Source organism: Amycolatopsis umgeniensis, from assembly GCF_014205155.1.
In the GTDB taxonomy this organism is placed as follows: domain Bacteria; phylum Actinomycetota; class Actinomycetes; order Mycobacteriales; family Pseudonocardiaceae; genus Amycolatopsis; species Amycolatopsis umgeniensis.
In genome coordinates this window covers 2,061,734-2,080,257 of record NZ_JACHMX010000001.1, presented here as the reverse complement: position 1 = coordinate 2,080,257, position 18,524 = coordinate 2,061,734, and the positions used below count along the sequence as shown (strand labels likewise).

Annotated in this window: 18 protein-coding genes; 8 read left to right on the top strand and 10 right to left on the bottom strand. The window is 68.0% G+C overall.

Going from position 1 to position 18,524, the window contains the following annotated elements:
* Positions 1 to 66: 66 nt before the first annotated feature.
* The 3 genes from HDA45_RS09175 to HDA45_RS09165 form a co-directional block, all read right to left on the bottom strand.
* Entirely contained in the window at positions 67 to 399 is a 333-nt protein-coding gene (locus HDA45_RS09175) for a cell division protein SepF (protein ID WP_343072287.1), read from the bottom strand.
* 501 nt (positions 400 to 900) lie between these two features.
* Complete coding sequence (locus HDA45_RS09170; RefSeq protein WP_184893698.1) at positions 901 to 1,485, bottom strand: dihydrofolate reductase family protein; 585 nt, start codon at positions 1,483 to 1,485, stop codon at positions 901 to 903.
* Positions 1,482 to 1,961 carry an SRPBCC family protein gene (locus HDA45_RS09165; protein WP_184893696.1) on the bottom strand — a complete coding sequence of 160 codons (480 nt, stop codon included), beginning with the start codon at positions 1,959 to 1,961 and terminating at the stop codon, positions 1,482 to 1,484. The genes HDA45_RS09170 and HDA45_RS09165 overlap by 4 nt, the downstream gene beginning before the upstream one ends.
* A gap of 186 nt (positions 1,962 to 2,147) precedes the next feature.
* On the opposite strand from HDA45_RS09165, the gene HDA45_RS09160 reads away from it, so the two are divergent.
* Entirely contained in the window at positions 2,148 to 2,963 is an 816-nt protein-coding gene (locus HDA45_RS09160; protein ID WP_184893694.1) for a DUF1206 domain-containing protein, read from the top strand.
* 1 nt (position 2,964) lies between these two features.
* On the opposite strand, the gene HDA45_RS09155 is transcribed toward HDA45_RS09160, so the two are convergent.
* The 3 genes from HDA45_RS09155 to HDA45_RS09145 form a co-directional block, all read right to left on the bottom strand.
* Positions 2,965 to 5,109 carry a P-loop NTPase fold protein gene (locus tag HDA45_RS09155; RefSeq protein ID WP_184893692.1) on the bottom strand — a complete coding sequence of 715 codons (2,145 nt, stop codon included), beginning with the start codon at positions 5,107 to 5,109 and terminating at the stop codon, positions 2,965 to 2,967.
* An 84-nt stretch (positions 5,110 to 5,193) separates the two neighbouring features.
* On the bottom strand, positions 5,194 to 5,517 hold the full coding sequence (locus HDA45_RS09150; protein WP_184893690.1) for a putative quinol monooxygenase: 324 nt from the start codon (positions 5,515 to 5,517) through the stop codon (positions 5,194 to 5,196).
* Positions 5,518 to 5,575: 58 nt separating this feature from the next.
* Positions 5,576 to 6,349 carry a helix-turn-helix domain-containing protein gene (locus HDA45_RS09145; protein WP_184893689.1) on the bottom strand — a complete coding sequence of 258 codons (774 nt, stop codon included), beginning with the start codon at positions 6,347 to 6,349 and terminating at the stop codon, positions 5,576 to 5,578.
* A gap of 91 nt (positions 6,350 to 6,440) precedes the next feature.
* Here HDA45_RS09145 and HDA45_RS09140 point away from each other — a divergent pair, with 91 nt between their 5' ends.
* The 5 genes from HDA45_RS09140 to HDA45_RS09120 all read left to right on the top strand — a co-directional run bounded on the left by HDA45_RS09140 (position 6,441) and on the right by HDA45_RS09120 (position 11,895).
* Entirely contained in the window at positions 6,441 to 7,244 is an 804-nt protein-coding gene (locus tag HDA45_RS09140) for a TSUP family transporter (protein WP_184893687.1), read from the top strand.
* 128 nt (positions 7,245 to 7,372) lie between these two features.
* Positions 7,373 to 9,358, top strand: a complete 1,986-nt coding sequence (locus HDA45_RS09135) for a beta propeller repeat protein (RefSeq protein ID WP_184893685.1) — start codon at positions 7,373 to 7,375, stop codon at positions 9,356 to 9,358.
* An 81-nt stretch (positions 9,359 to 9,439) separates the two neighbouring features.
* Positions 9,440 to 10,621: a cysteine desulfurase-like protein gene (locus HDA45_RS09130; protein ID WP_184893683.1), complete on the top strand. Its 1,182-nt coding sequence runs from the start codon at positions 9,440 to 9,442 to the stop codon at positions 10,619 to 10,621.
* An 82-nt stretch (positions 10,622 to 10,703) separates the two neighbouring features.
* Complete coding sequence (locus tag HDA45_RS09125) at positions 10,704 to 11,255, top strand: hypothetical protein (RefSeq protein WP_184893681.1); 552 nt, start codon at positions 10,704 to 10,706, stop codon at positions 11,253 to 11,255.
* An 85-nt stretch (positions 11,256 to 11,340) separates the two neighbouring features.
* A complete protein-coding gene (locus tag HDA45_RS09120) occupies positions 11,341 to 11,895 on the top strand; it encodes a cysteine hydrolase family protein (RefSeq protein ID WP_184893679.1) in 555 nt (184 codons plus the stop codon).
* A 6-nt stretch (positions 11,896 to 11,901) separates the two neighbouring features.
* On the opposite strand, the gene HDA45_RS09115 is transcribed toward HDA45_RS09120, so the two are convergent.
* The gene (locus HDA45_RS09115; RefSeq protein WP_184893677.1) at positions 11,902 to 13,335 is read right to left on the bottom strand and encodes a PP2C family protein-serine/threonine phosphatase; all 1,434 of its coding nucleotides are present in this window, start codon (positions 13,333 to 13,335) and stop codon (positions 11,902 to 11,904) included.
* A 341-nt stretch (positions 13,336 to 13,676) separates the two neighbouring features.
* Here HDA45_RS09115 and HDA45_RS09110 point away from each other — a divergent pair, with 341 nt between their 5' ends.
* Positions 13,677 to 14,501 (top strand): GAF and ANTAR domain-containing protein, encoded by an 825-nt coding sequence (locus HDA45_RS09110; RefSeq protein ID WP_246480656.1) that lies wholly within the window; start codon positions 13,677 to 13,679, stop codon positions 14,499 to 14,501.
* A 28-nt stretch (positions 14,502 to 14,529) separates the two neighbouring features.
* Positions 14,530 to 15,393, top strand: a complete 864-nt coding sequence (locus HDA45_RS09105) for an alpha/beta fold hydrolase (RefSeq protein ID WP_184893673.1) — start codon at positions 14,530 to 14,532, stop codon at positions 15,391 to 15,393.
* 38 nt (positions 15,394 to 15,431) lie between these two features.
* Here HDA45_RS09105 and HDA45_RS09100 read toward each other — a convergent pair whose 3' ends face one another.
* The 3 genes from HDA45_RS09100 to HDA45_RS09090 form a co-directional block, all read right to left on the bottom strand.
* Complete coding sequence (locus tag HDA45_RS09100) at positions 15,432 to 15,773, bottom strand: hypothetical protein (RefSeq protein ID WP_184893670.1); 342 nt, start codon at positions 15,771 to 15,773, stop codon at positions 15,432 to 15,434.
* A 165-nt stretch (positions 15,774 to 15,938) separates the two neighbouring features.
* Positions 15,939 to 17,477: an alkaline phosphatase D family protein gene (locus HDA45_RS09095; RefSeq protein ID WP_184893668.1), complete on the bottom strand. Its 1,539-nt coding sequence runs from the start codon at positions 17,475 to 17,477 to the stop codon at positions 15,939 to 15,941.
* A gap of 82 nt (positions 17,478 to 17,559) precedes the next feature.
* Positions 17,560 to 18,522, bottom strand: coding sequence for an NAD(P)-dependent alcohol dehydrogenase (locus HDA45_RS09090; RefSeq protein WP_184893666.1), 963 nt, complete (start codon positions 18,520 to 18,522; stop codon positions 17,560 to 17,562).
* Positions 18,523 to 18,524: the final 2 nt, after the last annotated feature.

Below are 18,524 nucleotides of genomic sequence, written 5' to 3'. Positions count from 1 at the left end.
GTCGACGGCCGTCGTCCGCCAGGCATGCCCGTCCCTGCCATCGATGTCCGATCCTTTCGTTGCGATTCAGTTCGCTGCGCCAGCTGGCGGTGTCAGGACGATGACGGTGCTCGTCAGTTGCTGCATCAAGCCGCGGGTGGCGAGCGTGAACGCACTACAGAAGTCGATGAGACGTGCGGCTGTCTCGTGTTCGGATGCGGCCAGGTCGAGAATGACGACGCGTCCGGCCTGCAGATTGTCCACGACCTGTCGCGTCGACTCCCTATAAACAGACGGGGTGATGCGAACTGCCTGCTGCAGGTGGACGGCGGGGTTCGGGGGTGGGCTTCCGCCGAGATTCGCCAGCCACTCCGAGTCTTCTAGCGCTGCTGTGAGAGGCGTGCTGCCGTCGTGTCCCACCCAAGCGATGTCCGCCCGAAGAGCCGGCCGCTCAGTTCGCTTGCGAGTGTTTTCCCTGATGAGCCGCGTGCAAACCAGCAGCACGATCACTGCCAGGGCTGGCCAAATCAGGATCTGAACGTACTCGAGTACGACTCTTTCTCCCGCCACAAGCCCATTCTATCGGCTTGTACCGGCCATCTGGTGATCTGGATTCGAGTAGTGCCTGCTACGGGCAGGTCGCGCACACAAAGCAGGTGTGGCAAGGGATAGCTGCCAGCCACCTTGCCGTCTGGCGCGACCACGACATCGGGCCGTTGACTGTTGACTTCGATCGTGGAGTCCTCGGGAACGATCAGTCATGAGGGCCGGCGTCGAGTGCGGGAGTTCGCGGTGACCTGGTTGACGCCGAACATTCCGGCGCTGAGCATTCCAGTGCCAGAGCTGGCCGCCAGTCATTCGCCTCTGCTGGGCAAGATCTTGGAAAAGGTTCGCGAAGGGCGCTGCTGCTCAAAAGGCCGGTCACTCCGGCCGGTGCGGGACGGGCCGGTAGACGAGCTCCTGGGTGTGCCCGTCGAGCGTCCGGCTCTCGAGCAGTTCGAGGTCGAAATCCTCGGCGCCCTGGAAGATCGGGGCCGCTCCGGTCCGCCCGGTGATCACCGGGAAGAGCGTCACCTGGACGCGGTCCACCAGACCGGCGGCCAGCAGTGCCCGGTTCATCGCCAGGCTGCCGTGCGAACGCAACGGGACCTCGGACTCCTCCTTGAGCCGGGCGACGACAGCGACGGCGTCGCCGCTCACGATGGTCGCGTCCGGCCAGTCGAGCGGTTCTCGCACCGTGGTCGACACCACCGTCGCCGGCAGGCTCCTCATCCGAGTGACCCACGGGTCCAGCGCTGCGCTTTCCACGATGCCCGAGGACAGCATGTCCACGTTCGCCCGGAACGTGGTGGCGCCGAAGACCATCCGCTGCTTTTCGCTGTACGACGCGAGGCGTCGATCGAGCAGTTCGGGCCCTTGTTTGCCCCAGTAGCCACCCCAGTCGCCGATGTGCGCGCCGAAGCCGTCGAGGCTGGAAAAGACGTCGAAGGTGTAGGTCGCGGTCATGCTGTCTCCTCGGTGAGTGCGGCCAGGTGACGCAGCGAGTTGATGAGGTGGTCGGGGCCGAACGGCGGGAAGTGGAGGTACTCCCGGACGTACGGCGGCACGGCCGACCAGTCGTAGGTCAGCGTGATCTCGGTCCCGGACGGGCCGAGCGGTGTCAGGTCGTAACGCCAGATCCAGCCGCCGAACTCCAACCGGCCGTCGGCCTTCTCCGTCCCTGTCAGCCAGCCGATGGCGTGCGGCGGTTCCAGTACCTCGACCTTGTTGACCACCCGGTAGTCACCGTCCGGGTGCTTGTCGTGGTACATCTCCATCCGGAAGAGCTGCCCTGTCTCGGTCAGTGGTGCCCGGTCCGCGGCTTCCTGGACCCAGCCGGTGCCGTCGATCGCGGCATGGGTCGTCGGATCCGCCAGTACCGCGAACACCCTGGTGACGGGCACGTCGACGGTCAGGGTGGCATTCACGTTCTCGTCCGTCATGGCGGGTGTGCTCCTTGTCCTCTCGGCTTGCCTTTCACCATGACTACGAACGGACCCGGCGCCATCCGACACCGGCCGAGAAAAAGTCTTGGACCCGCCGCGCGCTGGGCCGGATGGACCAGTCACGCGGCGGTCCCGGCCCCCGCCCGCGACACTCGGAGGATGTCGACGGAGGAGGCGCGCCGGATGTCCGGAACGAAGGCGAGACAGGTTCGCCACAGCACCACTGTCCAGGTGCTCGGGCGGATCGGGATGGGTTGCTACGGGCTGGTGTACCTGCTCATCGGGTACCTGGCGGCGCGTATCGCCTTCGGTGGCGGTGGTCAGGAGGCCGACGGCCGTGGCGCGGTCGCCGAGGTCGGCTCGACCCCGGTGGGCGGCGTGCTTTTGTGGGTGCTGGCTGCCGGATTGGTGGCGTACGGGCTGTGGCAGGCGCTGCTGGCCGCGGTCGGATACACCTGGATCGACAAGCAAAAGCACCGTGTCGTCAAGCGGGTGACGTCCGGAGTCCGTTGCGTGGTGGGGATTTCCCTGGGCGTGTACGCGGCCAAGCTCGCCGTGGGCGCGGGAGAGCAGGGCAGCGGTGACCAGAAACAGCAGGAGCTCACCGCACGATTGCTCGGGTTGCCCGCGGGGCCGTTCCTGGTGATCGTGGCGGCCGTCATCGTGTTCGGGGTCGCGGTGGCTTCGGTGGTGAACGGTGTGCGCCGGAACTTCGTGCGGGATCTCGACCTGTCGTCGTTACCGTCCGGAACCCAGCGGTGGGTCGAGCGGCTTGGACGGATCGGCTATGTCGCAAGGGGTCTCGTCTTCGGCGTGGTTGCGGTACTCCTAGGCTACGCGGCCCTGACGCACGACCCGTCCCGCTCCGGCGGGCTCGACGCCGCCCTTCGCACCTTGGCCGCTCAGCCTTTCGGCACGGTGCTGCTCATCGTGGTGGCCGTCGGGGTCGCCTCGTTCGGCGCGTACTGCGTCGGCGCGGCGCGGGCGCAGCGCGGTTGAGTCACCTCAGGATGGCCGGGTCGAACTCGTGCAGCGCGGTTTGGACGGCGAGTTCCAGAATCGGGGTGGGTTCGCCGAGTACCTTGATGGCCTCGGCGTGTTCCTCGGCCGCCCTGCGGAGATTGAGGATGGTCTTCCCGTCTTCGAGCCAGTAGTCCGGCAGCGAAGTCGCGATGCCCGCGATCCGCAACAGCGACAGGCCTATACGAGCCTTGGCCAGTAGCGCTTGGAGGGCGGGTTCTTTGAGACTCATGTCGGAGATGTCTTCTTGAGCCTGGTGGGGTGTGACGTCGCCGCGCCGCGCGGTCGAGAGGCACTGATGTAGCAGCCACAAGCCGTCGAGTTGCTCATCGCCGGCGGGCAGACCGCGCATGGACGCGCGAACGGCGCCCTCGAGGTCGTCGAAGACCAGGTTCCTGATGATCCTGTCCACGCTGAGGGGTTCGTTCGGTGTCCGTCTCTGGAGTTCCACCGCTCCGCGTGCCGCACGGAGAAGGTCGCGGGCCAGTCCGCCGGACCAGGCGTGGCAGAGCATCGCGACGATGGGCGGAAATCCGGTGCAGCGCGAGTTCGTGACGTCGAGTGACTCGTCGAGTGTCAGCCAGTTGGTGTGTACGACGGTGTCGAAGGACGAGTCGAAGGCGTCGCGGCCCGCCAGCCCTCGCTGTTCGAACGAATCCAGCGCGTCCGTGGACACGGTGACCAGGAAGTGCACTTTCTGGATGTGGAACAGGTCTTTGAGTTCGTTGACGATGGCGACGAGATGATCGGGATCGTTGATCTTGTCGAGTTCGTCGATGCAGATGACCATGCGAGTCGCGTTCGTGTGCCTCGCGAAGCACTTCAGCAGATCACGGAGCGCGCTGACCAGCTCGGACCGGGTCATCGCCCGGCTTTTGAGCTTGATGCTGCTTTCCCCGCTCGTTTCGAAGAAGGACCGGACCTTCAAAGTGCTCTTCGTCGTGGTCCCTTGTTCCGTTTCCCATCTCAGCTCTCGCAGCAATTCGCGGGCCTGCCTGATGTCCGGTGGCAAGGTTTCGGCGTCGAGGCGGAGGGCGACCTTCGCCAGCTGGATGATCGCCACGAAGGTGAGCAGGAGTATCGACGTCACATTGGCGATCAGCCCGCCGAAGGAATTGCTCGACAGCCAGGAAACGGACATCCCTTGCGAGGACGGTGTGGTGAAGGCGTCCGGCAAGACTCCGGCCAGTACGCCGACGCCGACCAGGGTGAGCAGTCTTCTCGCGCTGGTCCGCTCCACCGCGCCGCGCAGCCTGCTGCCCACGGGCCGGCTGTGGCCTTGCGAAATCGCGGCGGCGATCTCACCGAGCAGAACCCTGATGAATTCCCCGGCGTCGTAGCGGACGGGTGAGGGAACGATGATCACCGGGCCGTCGATCTCGGGGTCGGCCACGAGCGAGCGCATCACGGTGGACTTACCCGATCCTCGGGTTCCCGCGAGGCCCACGGCGGATGCCTCGTGTTCGAGGATGAATTCCTTGATGTAGGCGGTGGTCCGCGATTGGCGGAAATGCGCCACATCGAGTTCCACCAACCGGGGAGCGTGGGTGGGGAACGCGATGATCCCCCGAGGTCCCAGTTCCGAGTTGATGGCCGCGGACAGGGCTTCTTGGACCGACGACGCCAGCGATCGTTCCAGTACGTCGGCCGCGGTCTTCACGGGCCGGACGATCGCGCGGCGTGTGGCCCGGCCTCTGAGCCATTCCCCCAGGAGCGCGAGTGTGCACATCGCCGTGACAGCCCAGCTCAGGAAGATCAGTGTGTTGGGGTCCCTGGCGATCCAGCTCTCCTTGGAGCCTGCGGCCAAGACCTTGATGAGTGTCGCGTTGGAGGCGATCGAGAAGAACAGGGAGCCGGCGATCAAGCTGATCAGGACGGTGCTCAGCGCGAGCATTCTGATCATCATCCGCCGCGAATGCGTTTTCGACTCGCGTGCCACGCGAGACGCGGCGCGGTGGAGCGCGATGGCGTCCGCTTCCGTAGCCGCCTTGATCTTTTCGGTTCCGTCGGCCAGCAGACGACTCAGGATTTCGTCTTGACAGGACTTGTAGTGCTTGAACTCCTGGCGTTCGAACAACCGGCAGGCGATGGCCTTGATCTCGGCGGCGATGGTGGGGTCGACCATGGACACAGAGTCGGCGTGGTCGCCTGAACGTTACGCGGTCTTCCCGCCTCGGTCCGGTGAAAGAACCGAGGCGGGGAGCGGAAGCTACTCGACGGCCAGTTCGCCCAGTTCCGACCAGCCGTCCTGCTCGATCTTCGCGTTGACGATCCGCGGCGTCTCGGCGAGGTACTGCGGCAGTTCGCGCTGAGCCGTGCGGAAATGTTCCGAACCGACGTGGGCCGCGCCCGCGTCGTCGTCCCGGAAAGCCTCGACGAGAACGTACTCGTTCGGGTCTTCGAGGCTGCGGGACCAGTCGTACCAGAGACAACCGGGTTCGGCGCGCGTCGCCTCGGTGAAGTCGCGCGCGATTTCCGGCCAACGGTCCGCGTGTTCGGGACGGACCCGGAACTTCGCCGTGATGAAGATCATGATCGTCCTGCTTCCTGCTCGAGAGAAGGGGATTGCGGTCCCGACGATACCCGGGCGTTCAGAGCGCGGACGCCGCCCGGTAATCCCTCGGCGAGGTGCCGAGAAGGCGGGTGAACATGGTGGAAAACGCGGCGGGGCTCTCGTAGCCGAGCGAGGCGGCGATCCCGGCGATGGGCCGGTCGTCCGAAAGCAGGGAAAGGGAATGCAGGACACAGGCCCGTTGCCGCCAGCGGGCGAAACTCAGTCCCGTCTCGGCGGTGAAGATCCGGTTCAGCGTCCGCTCGCTCACGTGCAGCCTGGACGCCCAGTCGCCCACCGGATCGTGGATGTCCGGAGCGTCCAAAAAGGACTCGCACAGCGCGCGCAGCCGCTCGTGCTTCGGCAGCGGGAGATCGAGCCGGACCGGGGCGGACCGCCGGATCTCGTGCAGGATCAGGCCGATGACGGCGGCGTCCCGTCCGCGCGGCGGGTACAGCTCCGGCACGCCGACGGCCTCGTTCAGCAGTTCCCGGAGCAGCGCGGAGACCTCGACGACCTGGCAGTGCCGCGGGAACCACGGCACCGCTTTCGGCTCGATGTACAGGCTTCGGGTGCTCACGGTCGTCGTGAAGACCTGGTGACCGGTCTCCGGCGGGACGAGGACCGCGCGCCGGGTCGGGATGGTCCACGTGCCGTCGGCCGTTTCGACGCGCATCGACCCCGTCGCGCTGTAGAGGAACTGCGCCCGCCGATGCCGATGTGGGGGAATCCGGTGCCCCGGCGGGTAATCGGTGCGGATCGCCACCACCGCGCGGTCGAGGTGGTCGACCTCGTCGATGGGGATGTCACGCACCTCATCGAGGCTACCCGCCCTGTCCGACGCGCGAAAGAAAGTGGCGTGCTTTCGAATGCCCGCCGCGTCGGAAGCACCTACCGTCGAAGGAGTGTTGATCGAGATCTCGGTACTCCTCGGGTTCGGTTGCCTGAGCGGCGTCACCACCGTCCTTTTCGGATTCGGCGGTGGATTCATCACCGTTCCCGTCGTTTACGCCTTCGCGCTCGCCGAGCCGGACCACGCCCTCGGGGCGATGCACGTGGCCGTCGCCACCTCGACCGCGGTGATGGTGGTCAACGCCGGGAGCGCGACCCTCGCCCAACTGCGGACCGGACGGCTCCGTCGCGACTATCTGTGGCCGATCATCGCCTTCATCGGGTTGGGCGCCGTGCTCGGTTCCTTCGCCGCCACCGCGGCCGACGAAAGCGTCCTGCGCTGGCTCTTCGTCGCGTACCTCGCGCTGACCATCGCCGACAGCGTGGTCCGGAAAGGGTTCGTGAGCAGGCGGGACGACATGCGGCCCCGTGCGCTCGGCGGGCTCACCGCCACCGCGGGCGGGACCGGGATCGGTGCCGTGGCGAGCTTCCTCGGGGTCGGGGGCAGTGTGCTCACCGTCCCCCTCATGCGGCGCAAGGGCCTCCCGATGGCCGACGCGACCGCGTTGGCGAACCCCTTGAGCCTGCCGGTGGCGGTGATCGGCACCGCCGTCTACGCCTTCGCCGCGACAGGCGCGTCCTCGAGCGCCTCGCATCTCGGCTACATCGATCTGGTGGCCGCGGGTGCGCTGTTGTGCGGGTCGCTGCCGACCATCGCGGTGACGCGCCGGGTGGTCGGCCGGATCCCGGACCGCGCCCACGCGATCGCGTACCTCGTCCTGCTCGGCGCCGCGCTGATCGCGATCGTCGTCCGCTAGTGATCGGATGAGTCTGGCCGAAGTCAAGTCTTGACAAGAGGGATGAGCGGGATGACACGCCGACTTGTCCGGTAAAGATCCGACGAATCCTCTATACCTTTGTCGGATCTTGCGCCAAGATCTCCCGCATGAAACTGAGATCGATCACCAAACGCATGTTCGTTCTCGGGCTGCTGACGGTTCTCGGGACCACCGGGGCGACATCAGTGGCCACCGCCGAACCCCAGACCCCGCGCTCGGACGTCGACGCGACCGGGCTGCCGCGCGGCGGCTGGGACCCCGTCGGCCCGAACAGCATCGGCGGACTGCTGGCCGTTTCGCCCGCCGGACTCGCGATGATGCAGCCCGGACCGCCCGCGTTGTGGCTCTCCGGCGACCGCGGCGCCACGTGGACCGTGCGCCGGGGATTGCCGGACGACACCGTCATCCAGGGATTCTTCGTCGATCCGGTGAATCCCGACCGGATGCTCGCCCTCGGCAACAAACCCGCGGACATGGTCGGCAAGTGGTACGGCATGTTGCTGAGCACCACCGACCGCGGCCAGACCTGGGAGACCCTGCGCCAGTGGTACCCCGATGGCGCGTTCGGCATGGCCACGGATCCGACCGGCACCGTCATCGTGGTGCAGAACCTCGATTCGCTGAGCGTCAGCATCGACGGCGGCGGGCACTGGAACGACGTGCCGCGGACCTGGCCCCGGGAAGGGATCGCCGCCCCGGTCGGCAGGCTCAAGCTCACCATGGTCGGCGACGACGCCTACTTCACGACGGTCTACCCGGAGTACGCGCTGTGGGTCGTCCGCGGGGTCAGCGGCAAAGAGCGGCCTGCCGAGCTCGTCTACCGGGCCAACGGCGAGATCGGGCAGGTCGCGTCCGACGGCAAGCGATTCGTGGTCACGGTCGGCGCCGAGCTGCACGGCTCCAGCGACGGCGGGAAGACCTGGACGGTGCTGCGTCGCGAACCCGGCGGTCAGCCGCTGCGCGAGCCGCACTTCGTCGGCGGGCGCCTGTACGTCGCGACGTATAACGACATAGACGTCAGCTCGGACTTCGGCCGCACCTGGACCCGCAAACCGGCGCCCGCGCCGGGCGAGGGCGTCACCGACATGGTCGAACTCCCGGCCTCGGGAGGCAAGCCCGCCACCACGTTGATCTCCTCGGTGTACCGGGGTGTGTACGCCGACGGCGGCAAGAGCGGTTACCGGCAGGTCGGCGTTCCCGGTGAGACCATCCGCGATCTCGTGACGACCGGGAATCTCCTGCGCGAGAGCGTCGTCGCGGCCGGTGTCCAGGAGATCTACAGCTCCCCGCTGCCGCGCGGCAAGGTCACCCCGGAGACCAGGGCCTGGCTGTCGCGCCCGGAGGACCGGCTGCACGAAGACGCGCGCCTGTCCGTCTCGGCGAGCCGGCCGGACGTCGTCTGGCAGGTCACGCGGAACGGCTTCGCGGCCGATGTCCTGCGAAGCGGGGACGGCGGCCGCAGCTGGGATTTCGTGAAGAAGGCGTTGCCGGGCTCGCCCCAGGCGATCCTGAGCCACCCGGCCGCACCGGGCCGGATCCTGGTCTCCGCCTTCGCCCCCAGCGGTTATGTGCTCTATCGCAGCGACGACGCCGGGAAGACCTGGCAGACGCTCCCCGCCGACCACGGATTCGTCGCGCTCGCCGGGGACCCCTGGAACGCGAACCGGGTCTGGGGCGGGGACTCCCGCGGCCTGTCCGGGTCCGACGACGGCGGCAAGACCTGGACGCAGGTCTCCGACGAACCGGTCAGCTCGATCTCGGTGAGCCGCTGGGGTGGCGGACGTGTCCTCGTCGGTGGCGCGGGCCTGCTGCTCAGCGAGGACAACGGCCGGACCTTCCGTCGGGTCCGTGACGGTGACGACCCCCGTGAGATCAGCCGGATCATGCCGCATCCGTTCGATTTCAGGGTGTGGTTCGCGAGCAGCGCGACCGGGGCAGGCGTGCTGCGAAGCACGGACTTCGGCCGCACCTGGTCGCCGGTGCCCGGCGCGCTGCCCGACGCGCGGGTGCTCTCGATGGCGATCAGCGCGGACGGCCGGTATCTGTTCGCGGGCACCGCGCAGTCCGGCGCGTACCGGCTGACGCTGTACTGAGTCCGAGACGCTTCGTGGCCGGCGAAAGTTCCGGCCACGAAGCGTTTACTCGGTCACCGGGTAACTGTCAGAGTCGAGGTCATGGCCATCGACGTCGCCGCACTCCGGCTCCAGTTCCCGTCCCTCGCCGGCGGAACCGCTTTCTTCGACGGACCAGCGGGTACACAGACACCCCGGCCCGTCGCCGACGCCATCGCCGAGACGCTGACCAGCCCGCTGTCGAACCGGGGAACGGTCAGTCCGTCCGAGCTCAACGCGGAGACCGCCGTCGCGGGGTTCCGCGCCGCGTACGCCGATTTCCTCAACGTGCCCGCCGAAGGCATCGTCCACGGCCGCAGCGCCACCCAGCTGACATACGACTTTTCCCGGCACCTGGCCAAAAACTGGCGTGAGGGCGACGAGATCGTCGTCAGCCGTCTCGACCACGACGCGAACGTCCGGCCCTGGGTCCAGGCCGCCGCGCGGGCGGGGATGACCGTCCGCTGGCTCGACATCGACCCCGAAACCACCGAACTCGACCTCGGCTCCCTCGTCCTCACCGAGCGGACGAAGCTGGTCGCGGTCACGGCGGCCTCGAACGTCCTCGGCACCAAGCCGCCGATCCGCCGGATCGCCGACCTCGCCCACGACGCGGGGGCGCTGCTGTTCGTGGACGGCGTGCACTACGCGGCCCACGATCTGGTGGACGTCCAGGCGATGGGAGCGGACTTCTTCGTCTGCTCGCCGTACAAGTTCCTCGGCCCGCACTGCGGGGTGCTCGGCGCGTCGCCCGCCCTGCTGGAAACCGTCGAACCGGACAAGCTCATGCCGTCGTCCGACGCCGTGCCCGAACGCTTCGAATTCGGCACCCTGCCTTACGAGATCCTCGCGGGCGCGAAGGCCGCGGTGGACTTCCTCGCCGCTCTCGACCCGGGATCGGGCCAATCTCGGCGAGAACGGCTGACGAACTCGCTGAACTCCTTGCACGATCAAGAAATCACGCTGCGCACCAGGCTGGAAAAGGGGCTGGGCGACGCTGTCACCGTCCACTGCAAGGCGGCCGAACGGACCCCGACCATCTTGATGGGCCTCGGCGGCCGCGAGCGCGAGGCGCAACGGCATCTCGCCGAAAAGAAGGTCGTCGCCCCGGCGGGATCGTTCTACGCCTACGAAGTCTTCGCGGCCTTGAAACTGGAGGATCCGGCACTCCGGGTCGGGCTCGCGCCGTACACCAGCACCGAGGACGTCGACAGGTTGCTGGAGGGGCTCGCGCCGTTCGGGTGAGGGGACCACAGTGGACAGTCGGGCGTAACCCGAACAGGTTGGATTTCCGGGCCGCCGCCGGGAGTCGTACTACCGTTCGCTCATGATCGACAACGGGAGGTACGCGATGCGTTTCCGGTCGGTGGCCGCTTCTGTCCTTCTCGGCTGCGCGCTGTGCGTGGCGCCGGCGGCACTGGGCGCCGGCGCCCAGTCGCTCGCGATCCAGCCGTGCCCCGAGGTCAACGATCCGCCCGACTACACGATCTCGAACGGCGCCAAGGCGTGGATGAAGACGAACCTGCGCAGCGACTACCTGCGCGGGCCGGGGACGATCACCTACAACAAGACCACGACCTCGTCGGTCAACGCCTCCATCACCGGCACGACCAGCGCGGAAGCCGGCGTCATCTTCGCCAAGGCGAGCGTCTCGCTGGCGGTGAGCGTCGGCGCGAGCTACTCGAAGGCCGATTCGTGGTCGTACGCCGCGACGGTGCCCGCGGGCAAGACCCTGCGGTTGCAGCAGTACAAGGAAGGCCGCTCGTTCACCGTGCAGAAGTACCGGATCGTCCCGCCGTGCAAGGTGAAGTACCTCTGGACGAAGAAGGCCGTCGCGCCGGTGAAGAGCCCTAGTTACCTTTGGCAGCTCATCGGCTGACCTGGTTCGACGGTATCGCCGGTTCTTGTCGGTGCTCCGGGTTAAGGTCTGCCGCAAGCAGCCTGACCAGGAGGTACATCCCGTCATGACCACTCTCGACAACCGGCCGAACACCGCGCTCTTGGTCGTCGACGTCCAGAACGGCGTCGTCGACGACGGCTACGACCGCGACACGGTGATCGCCACCATCGGCGGCCTCGTCGGCAGGGCGCGGAAGGAAGGCGTCCCGGTCGTCTGGGTACAGCATTCCGACGAAGAGCTCGTGCGAGGCAGCGAGGAATGGCGCATCGTCGGCGAACTGGGCCGGGAGGACGCCGAGCCGCTCGTCGAGAAGTCCTATGGGGATTCGTTCGAGGACACCGACCTGGAGAAGGTGCTGGCCGAGCGGGGCGTCGGGCGGCTCGTGGTCGTCGGGGCGGAGACCGACGCCTGCATCCGCTCGACACTGCACGGCGCCCTCGTCCGCGGGTACGACGCGACGCTGGTCGGCGACGCGCATACGACCGTGGACAAGACGGCGTGGGGAGCGCCGGAGCCGGAACAGGTCATCGCGCATACGAACCTGTACTGGCGGTATCAGGCCGCGCCGGGCCGGAAGGGAGGGACGGTGATGGCCAAAGAGGTCGAGTTCAGCGGCTGAGCCGCCTCACGGCCTGCCCGACCAGCGAGCGATCAGCAGTCCGGCGTCGCCGGTGAAAGTGTTGCCGCAGTGGGACTTCGCCGCCTGGAGCACGCGCCGGGTGGTTTCGGGCGGTACGGACCCGGCGTTGTCGTCCAGGCAGTCGGCGAACGCGAACCGCTCGCCGTCGGTGGCACGCGCGCCCGAGAGGCCTTCGGTGTGCAGGACCAGCAGATCCCGTGGCCGCAGCCGCGCGGTCGCGATCCGGCCGGGCCGCCCGGCGCCGAACGGCGGGCGACCTCCACTGTCCAATGTGGTCAGTTCGCGGTCGCCGAGCACGAGTGGTGGTACCCGTCCGGCCGTGAGATAGCGGAGCCCGCCGTCGGCGAGGCCCACCTCGGCCACCGTGCCGCGGACCGTGGCGTCGTCACCGAACTGCGCCGACAGCGCTTTGTCGACAGCGGCTTCCTGGCCGCGTAGATCCAGGTCTTCGCGGCGTGCGGACCGGTAGGCCGCGAGCGCCGCCGAAACCACCAGGCCCGCGGACGCGGCGTCCCGTCCGGCGTCGAAGATCGCCAGCCACGCTGTCGTTTCGGAAAGCGCGTAGTCGAAGGTGACGCCGCGGACGTCGTAGGTGGGCTCGACGCCACCCGCCACCACGACGTCGCGCGTCGCCGCGGTCAACGGGGGCAGGTTCTGCCAGAGCAGCTCCGCGGTGGGGCCGCGCCGTCGTTGCCGCCGCAGCATGTCGAGGCCGTCGCCGTACCTCATGGCGGCGGCGAGGAGATGGCCGGAGAGCGACGCGAGCCACTGGCACTGGGTTCGCAGGGAGGGGTCGTGGAGGTCGGTGTCGGCACCGGCCTCGACTTCGAGCACGCCCATGCGCTCGTCGCCGTCCAGCAGCGTGGCCCACAACCGGGGTCCTCCCGGCTCCTCGGCCAGCATGGTGTCGGCGTGCCGGTACGCCTGACCGGCGGTACTGGCCTCGATGGCCAGTGGCGCCCTGCCGGGCACCGACTCGCCGGGGAGCGGGATCAGCTGCCGCTGGTCGTAGTCGGCGAGGTAGACGGCGATCTCGAGGTCCAGCGCCCGGCCTGCGGCGGCGATGATCTCGGGAAGCCGTTCCGGTGAGGCCCGGTGGGCGCCGTCGAGAAGTCCGACCAGAGCGGCCAAAGGCCCCCGAGGGCGAGGGTCCTCGCCGGTCTCGCGGCTGTACGGAGCGCGGCGCGCGCCCGGAACCTCGCCGAGCCGTTCGTTGACGGCGTGGGCCACCATGTCCCGCTGGATTCTCGGCAGGGGCAGCAGCCCTTCCAGGAAAGCCTCCAGCTCGGTTTCGGTGACGTCACCGCCCAGAGCGAAATACCGCAGCCACAGCTGTTCGACGGTGAGTCCGGTCCGCGCGAAGCATGCCGCGACGCTACGGCGCTGCTCCTCTGCCTGGAGCGAAGCCACGTTGATCACCCCCGGGGTCTCGGCACCACTGCGGACGGGTACCAACCGTCACCCGATGCGAAACATGAGCAAGTGGGCACGTCGAGTTACGCCAGGTGGCCGAGCGGTTCATCGCCGGTGTGGCCGGAGGGGGCGCTCCGGGACGGGTCGAACGTGGGTCGCGGTAGGCGTGGTGATCGCATTCGGCTAAAGTCGGCTTCCGAAAGCGGTTCTGAGCGTTGAGAAGTTAGCGCCGATCCGCCGGTAACCGGGTTGGTTGCGGCGGTTGATGGTGCGCGCTCGGCGCCGGTTCCCGCCGGTGACTCCCCGTGGTGCATCACGCCGATGTGCAGAAGTGGGAGAGGCGGGCCTTGGCCGATGAAATCGACTGGCAGCAGGACAAGAACCGATTCGTCGAGGATGTCGGCGACGGCGAACTGCCGGTGACCTCCGAGAACGGCGCTCGGCTCCTAGCCGGGCCATTGGTTAAGCAATTCGTAGCCCTGACCAGGGCTTTACTGGATTCAGGCTCGGTCGCGGCGGTACTCGAACGAGTGGTCTTCGCGACTCGCGACCTGGTACCGGGCGCGGATCTGGTGAGTGTCACCCTGCTCGATCCCGACGGCGGGTTCCACACGCCGGTGCGGACCGACGAGATCGCCGGCGAGCTGGATCAGCTGCAGTACCAATACGGCGAGGGTGCCTGCGTCGAGGCGGCGCGGGTTTCGGGTCCGGCGGCGGCCTTCAGCGACAACCTCGCCGAAGACGCGCGCTGGCCCCGGTTCGGGCCCGCCGCCGCGGCGCTCGGTTTCCACTCGCTGGTCTCGACGGCTTTGCTCCCGGAGGCGTCGGTTTCGCAGCTTTCGGGCGCGCTGAACGTCTATTCGCGACGCCCGCACGGTATCGCCAAGGCCGACCGTGACGTGCTGTTGCTACTGGCGACGCACGCGTCGCTGGCGCTGGCGACCACTCACGCGGTCACGCGCGGTCAGCTTCAGGAGGAACAACTCCAGCAGGCGCTGGACAGCAGGGACGCGATCGGGCAGGCCAAGGGCATCCTGATGGCGCGCCGGGGGATCGACGCGGCGGAGGCGTTCGAGGTCCTGCGGAACACGTCGCAGAACATGAACATCAAACTCCGGGAACTGGCGGAGATGCTGTCCACGCGGCATACGGAGCTACAGCTGCCCGACTGAGCGGGCAGGCGGCACTACGATCGCGATCATGGGTTTCGGTGATCTGGAGCTGTCGCGATCGTTCGAGTGGCGTGGCCGTTCGGTGGCGTGGGAACGCCTCGGCGAAGGCGCCCCGGTGGTGCTGTGCCACGGGACACCGTGGTCGGCGCAGCTGTGGGCGCCTTTCGCACGAGCGCTCAGCGAAGAGTTCGCCGTCCATGTCTGGGACATGCCGGGTTACGGTCGCTCGTCGAAGGAACCCGGGCACGCCGTCGACCTCGGGACGCAGGGTGAGCTTTTCGCCGATCTGCTCGAGCACTGGGGTCTGACGGCCCCGCACGTGATCGCGCACGACTACGGTGGCGCCGTCTCGCTGCGCGCGAAGCTGCTGCACGGCGCCGAATACGCTTCACTCGCCTTGGTGGACGTCGTCGCGCTGCGGCCGTGGGGTTCGGAATTCTTCCGGCTCGTCGCCGAGAACGCCGAGGTCTTCCAGGCGCAGCCCCCGACGGTGCACCGAGGCGCGCTGGAGTCTTATATCGGGACGGCCTCCCATCGTGGTCTCACCGGCGCGCAACTGGCCACGCTGACCGGGCCTTGGCTGGACGAAGAAGGACAACGCGCCTTCTATCGGCAGATCGCCGAGGCGGACGTCCGCTACACCGACGAAATCCAGGATCGCTATCCCGAACTCGCGTTGCCGGTGAAGGTGATCTGGGGCGCGGACGACACCTGGATCCCGGTGGACAGGGCGCACCAGCTCGCGAACGCGATTCCCGGCGCCCTCCTGGACGTCATTCCGGACGCCGGACATCTGATCCAGTACGACGCACCCGTCGAACTGGCCTTTTCCCTCCATCGCTGGCTCACCGCGGAAGTGGGCCGGTGGGGACCCGCCGAGAGCGGACGCTGAAAACGCCGGGGCAAGATCAACATCGTATTATCGAAATATTAGAAGGCGTCTACGTGATATCCGGAGACGTAGGCGTTCGCGAGCAGTCCGCCGTGACATTCCGCCGTCGATGGTCCGAAACCCGTCGGAACCCAATGTCCGACGGTGTACCAAAAGGACGATCCCGACGCGCAGTGGGCGACCACTCGATAGGTTTCCGAGTGCCTCGGCAGGGAGAAGCAGGTCATGGAGATGCCCTCGCCGAAGAGGATTCCATAGCGGTTGCTGTCGCAGCCGTAGGGCGGGAAGGGGCTTTCGGTCGCCGCGGAGGCCGGTGAAGCGGCCAGGATTCCGGCCGCCGAAAAGGCGGCCATGACTAAAGCGGCGATTTTCTTCTTCATTGCTTTCTCCCGGGGATCGTTCCCAATGGAAAGCTCAGATTAGCCGCACGGAAGAATTGTCGTGAATTCATCGGGCAGGTGAAACGAGAACGCGTGCGGTGAACCGCGCTGCTCCGAAAGAGCGTCCCCCGACCCTCTTCTGAGTTCTCCGGCTCCCCTTTTGGCCTAGCGTCGCCGGTACTGCGCCGGGGACGAGATCGTGGCCCGGTCCTCATAGGACCCAGGCCTGCCGCGGTCGACGTGGAACGTCGTCAGGGTGCTCACCGGGGAACGCGGGTCGCGCCGGTCGCCGATCACCCGCATGTGCGTGCTCCACCGGCGCGGGGTGACCTCGTAGACGTCGTAGCCGTACCGGTCGCCCTCGAAGTACTTGAGGTGCGGGTTCGCCGCGCCCATCTTCGGCCCGTTCGTGGCGTTCCATTCGGGGGAGTAGGCGCCCGAGGAGACCGAATGCGCGGTGAACTCCGTGCCGATCACCGGGGAGGCCGGATCCGCGAAGTCCGGGCGGATGTCGTCGACGAACGCGGAATGCCAGTCGCCGGTGATCACCACGAGGTCTTCGAGGCCGCTCTGGGCCACATGGGTCAGCACTTCCTTGCGTTCGGCGAGGAAGCCGTCCCACTGGTCCGTGAACATGTAGCCGCCACCGCCCGGTTTCGCCAGCTGGCTCAGCATGATCGAGTTCACCCAGCAGTGCCACGCCTCGCCGGCGCCGGTCACCTGATCCTTGAGCCACGCCTTCTGGTCGGCGCCGAGGATCGTGCCGTCGGGCAGGTTCTGCGCCGACCGGTACTGCCGGAGGTCCAAAATGGACAGGTCGAGCAGGTCGCCCCAGCGGCGCTGCCGGTGGATCCTCGGCGTCGAGGGGTGGTCGGGCCGCACCGGCATGTGCTCGTACCAGGCCTGATAGGCGGCCGAGCGCCGCGCCTGCAGCGCCGGGGTGGTGCCGCTGTAGTCGTTGACGACCTCGTGGTCGTCCCAGGTGATGAACCAGGGGTGGGCCGCGTGGGCGTCGCGCAGCGAGGGGTCCGATTTGTAGAGCGCGTGCCGCCGCCGGTACGACGGCAGCGTCAGCACCTCGGGGCCTTCGTGGTCGCGCAGCGGGTTCCCGCCGACCTGGCCGTGCTCGTAGACGTAGTCGCCGAGGTGGACGACGAAATCGAGCTCCTCCCGCGCGATCCCGGCGTGCGCAGCGTAGAACCCGTCGTGGAACGCCTGGCAGTTCGCCGAGGCGAACCGCACCCGCCGGACCGGCCCGACGGGCGCGGTGCGGGTGCGGCCGACCCGGCTGACCTTGCCGAGCGCGTGGAAGCGGTAGTAGTACTGCGAGCCCGGCTCGAGCCCGGACACCGGGACGTGCACGCTGTGCCCGAGCGCGGCGGTGGCCGCGGCCGTCCCGCGTGCCACGCGACGACGGAAGCCGCGGTCGGCGGCGACCTCCCAGCCGACCTCGACGGTGTCTTCCAGCGGCTGTTCGAACTCCATGGGCTTCGGCGCGAGCCTGGTCCAGAGCGCGACGCCGTACGGGACGGGGTCGCCGGACGCCACGCCGAGCGTGAACGGCGCCTCGTCCCAGGTCGCGCCCAGCGCCGCCGCGGCCTCCTCCGCCTGCGCGACGGTCATCCGCGAGCTCAACGGCCAGGCCAGCCCCAGCGCGCCCGCGGTGGCGGCGCCTCGCAACAGGTCCCGGCGGTTGACGGACATCGATGGTCTCCTCGGCTCGGCGGATCGCTCTCCGATACCGAACACTCCCAAGATGGCCGGGGGTGAACGCGAGGGAGAACATTCAGACGGTGATGACGACCTTGCCCCGCGCGTGCCCCTCGCTCGTGTAGCGGATGGCTTCGGGCACGTCGGCCAGCGAGTACGCACGGTCGATGACCGGTGTCAGTTTCTCCGCCTCGATGAGCGCGCGCAGCGTCTGGAGATCGTCTTGGTTCTCCGTGGAGAACAGGCCGCGGAGCTTCTGTTTCACGAACGGCCCGAGGATCAGCGCCCGCAGGTTGCGGCCCACCGGGCCGATCCACCGCCCGTCGTTCTCGCCGCCGACGATGACCAGGGTCCCGCGCGGGGTGAGGGCTTTCCGCAAGGAGGTCAGCGACCGGTTGCCCGCGGTGTCGAGGATGAGGTCGTAGCCGCCGCCGAAGGCTTCGCGCGTGTAGTCGAACACCGTGTCCGCACCGAGCGACCGGACGAGGTCCACTTTGCCCGGTCCGCATACGCCGTCGACCTCGGCGCCGAACGCCTTGGCGATCTGCACCGCGAACGTGCCCACGCCGCCGCCCGCGCCGATGATCAGGACCTTCTGCCGAGGTGCGACCCGGCCCCGGTCCCGGAGCGCCTGGAGCGCGGTGAACGCGGAGATGGGGACGGCCGCCGCTTCTTCGAAACCGAGCCGTTCGGGTTTCCGCGCGAGTTTGTCCACTGTGGTCAGTGCGTACTCGGCGAAAGAACCCTTGCAGGTGCCGAAAACCTCGTCGCCGCGCTGGAACCGGGTGACACCGTCGCCGACCGCGTGCACGACACCGGAGAAGTCGAGGCCGCGGACGCGGGCCTTCGGTCTCCGCACCCCGAAGCCCATCAAGCGCACCAGATACGGCGTGCCCTCCATGAGGTGCCGGACACCGGGATCGACGGCCGCGGCGCGGACGCGGACGACGACCTCGTCCGGCCCCGCTTCGGGTTCCGGCAGATCGGTCAGCTCCAGGACATCGGTCGTGCCGTACTCGTGCTGGACGATCGCCTTCATGG

Bases quoted from the DNA above. Each gene is read 5' to 3' on its own strand.
- HDA45_RS09090 (WP_184893666.1), bottom strand. From the start codon at position 18,522: ATGAAGGCGATCGTCCAGCACGAGTACGGCACGACCGATGTCCTGGAG.
- HDA45_RS09155 (WP_184893692.1), bottom strand. From the start codon at position 5,109: ATGGTCGACCCCACCATCGCCGCCGAGATCAAGGCCATCGCCTGCCGG.
- HDA45_RS09095 (WP_184893668.1), bottom strand. From the start codon at position 17,477: ATGTCCGTCAACCGCCGGGACCTGTTGCGAGGCGCCGCCACCGCGGGC.
- HDA45_RS09120 (WP_184893679.1), top strand. From the start codon at position 11,341: ATGACCACTCTCGACAACCGGCCGAACACCGCGCTCTTGGTCGTCGAC.
- HDA45_RS09100 (WP_184893670.1), bottom strand. From the start codon at position 15,773: ATGAAGAAGAAAATCGCCGCTTTAGTCATGGCCGCCTTTTCGGCGGCC.
- HDA45_RS09165 (WP_184893696.1), bottom strand. From the start codon at position 1,961: ATGACGGACGAGAACGTGAATGCCACCCTGACCGTCGACGTGCCCGTC.
- HDA45_RS09130 (WP_184893683.1), top strand. From the start codon at position 9,440: ATGGCCATCGACGTCGCCGCACTCCGGCTCCAGTTCCCGTCCCTCGCC.
- HDA45_RS09160 (WP_184893694.1), top strand. From the start codon at position 2,148: ATGTCCGGAACGAAGGCGAGACAGGTTCGCCACAGCACCACTGTCCAG.
- HDA45_RS09125 (WP_184893681.1), top strand. From the start codon at position 10,704: ATGATCGACAACGGGAGGTACGCGATGCGTTTCCGGTCGGTGGCCGCT.
- HDA45_RS09170 (WP_184893698.1), bottom strand. From the start codon at position 1,485: ATGACCGCGACCTACACCTTCGACGTCTTTTCCAGCCTCGACGGCTTC.
- HDA45_RS09150 (WP_184893690.1), bottom strand. From the start codon at position 5,517: ATGATCTTCATCACGGCGAAGTTCCGGGTCCGTCCCGAACACGCGGAC.
- HDA45_RS09105 (WP_184893673.1), top strand. From the start codon at position 14,530: ATGGGTTTCGGTGATCTGGAGCTGTCGCGATCGTTCGAGTGGCGTGGC.
- HDA45_RS09135 (WP_184893685.1), top strand. From the start codon at position 7,373: ATGAAACTGAGATCGATCACCAAACGCATGTTCGTTCTCGGGCTGCTG.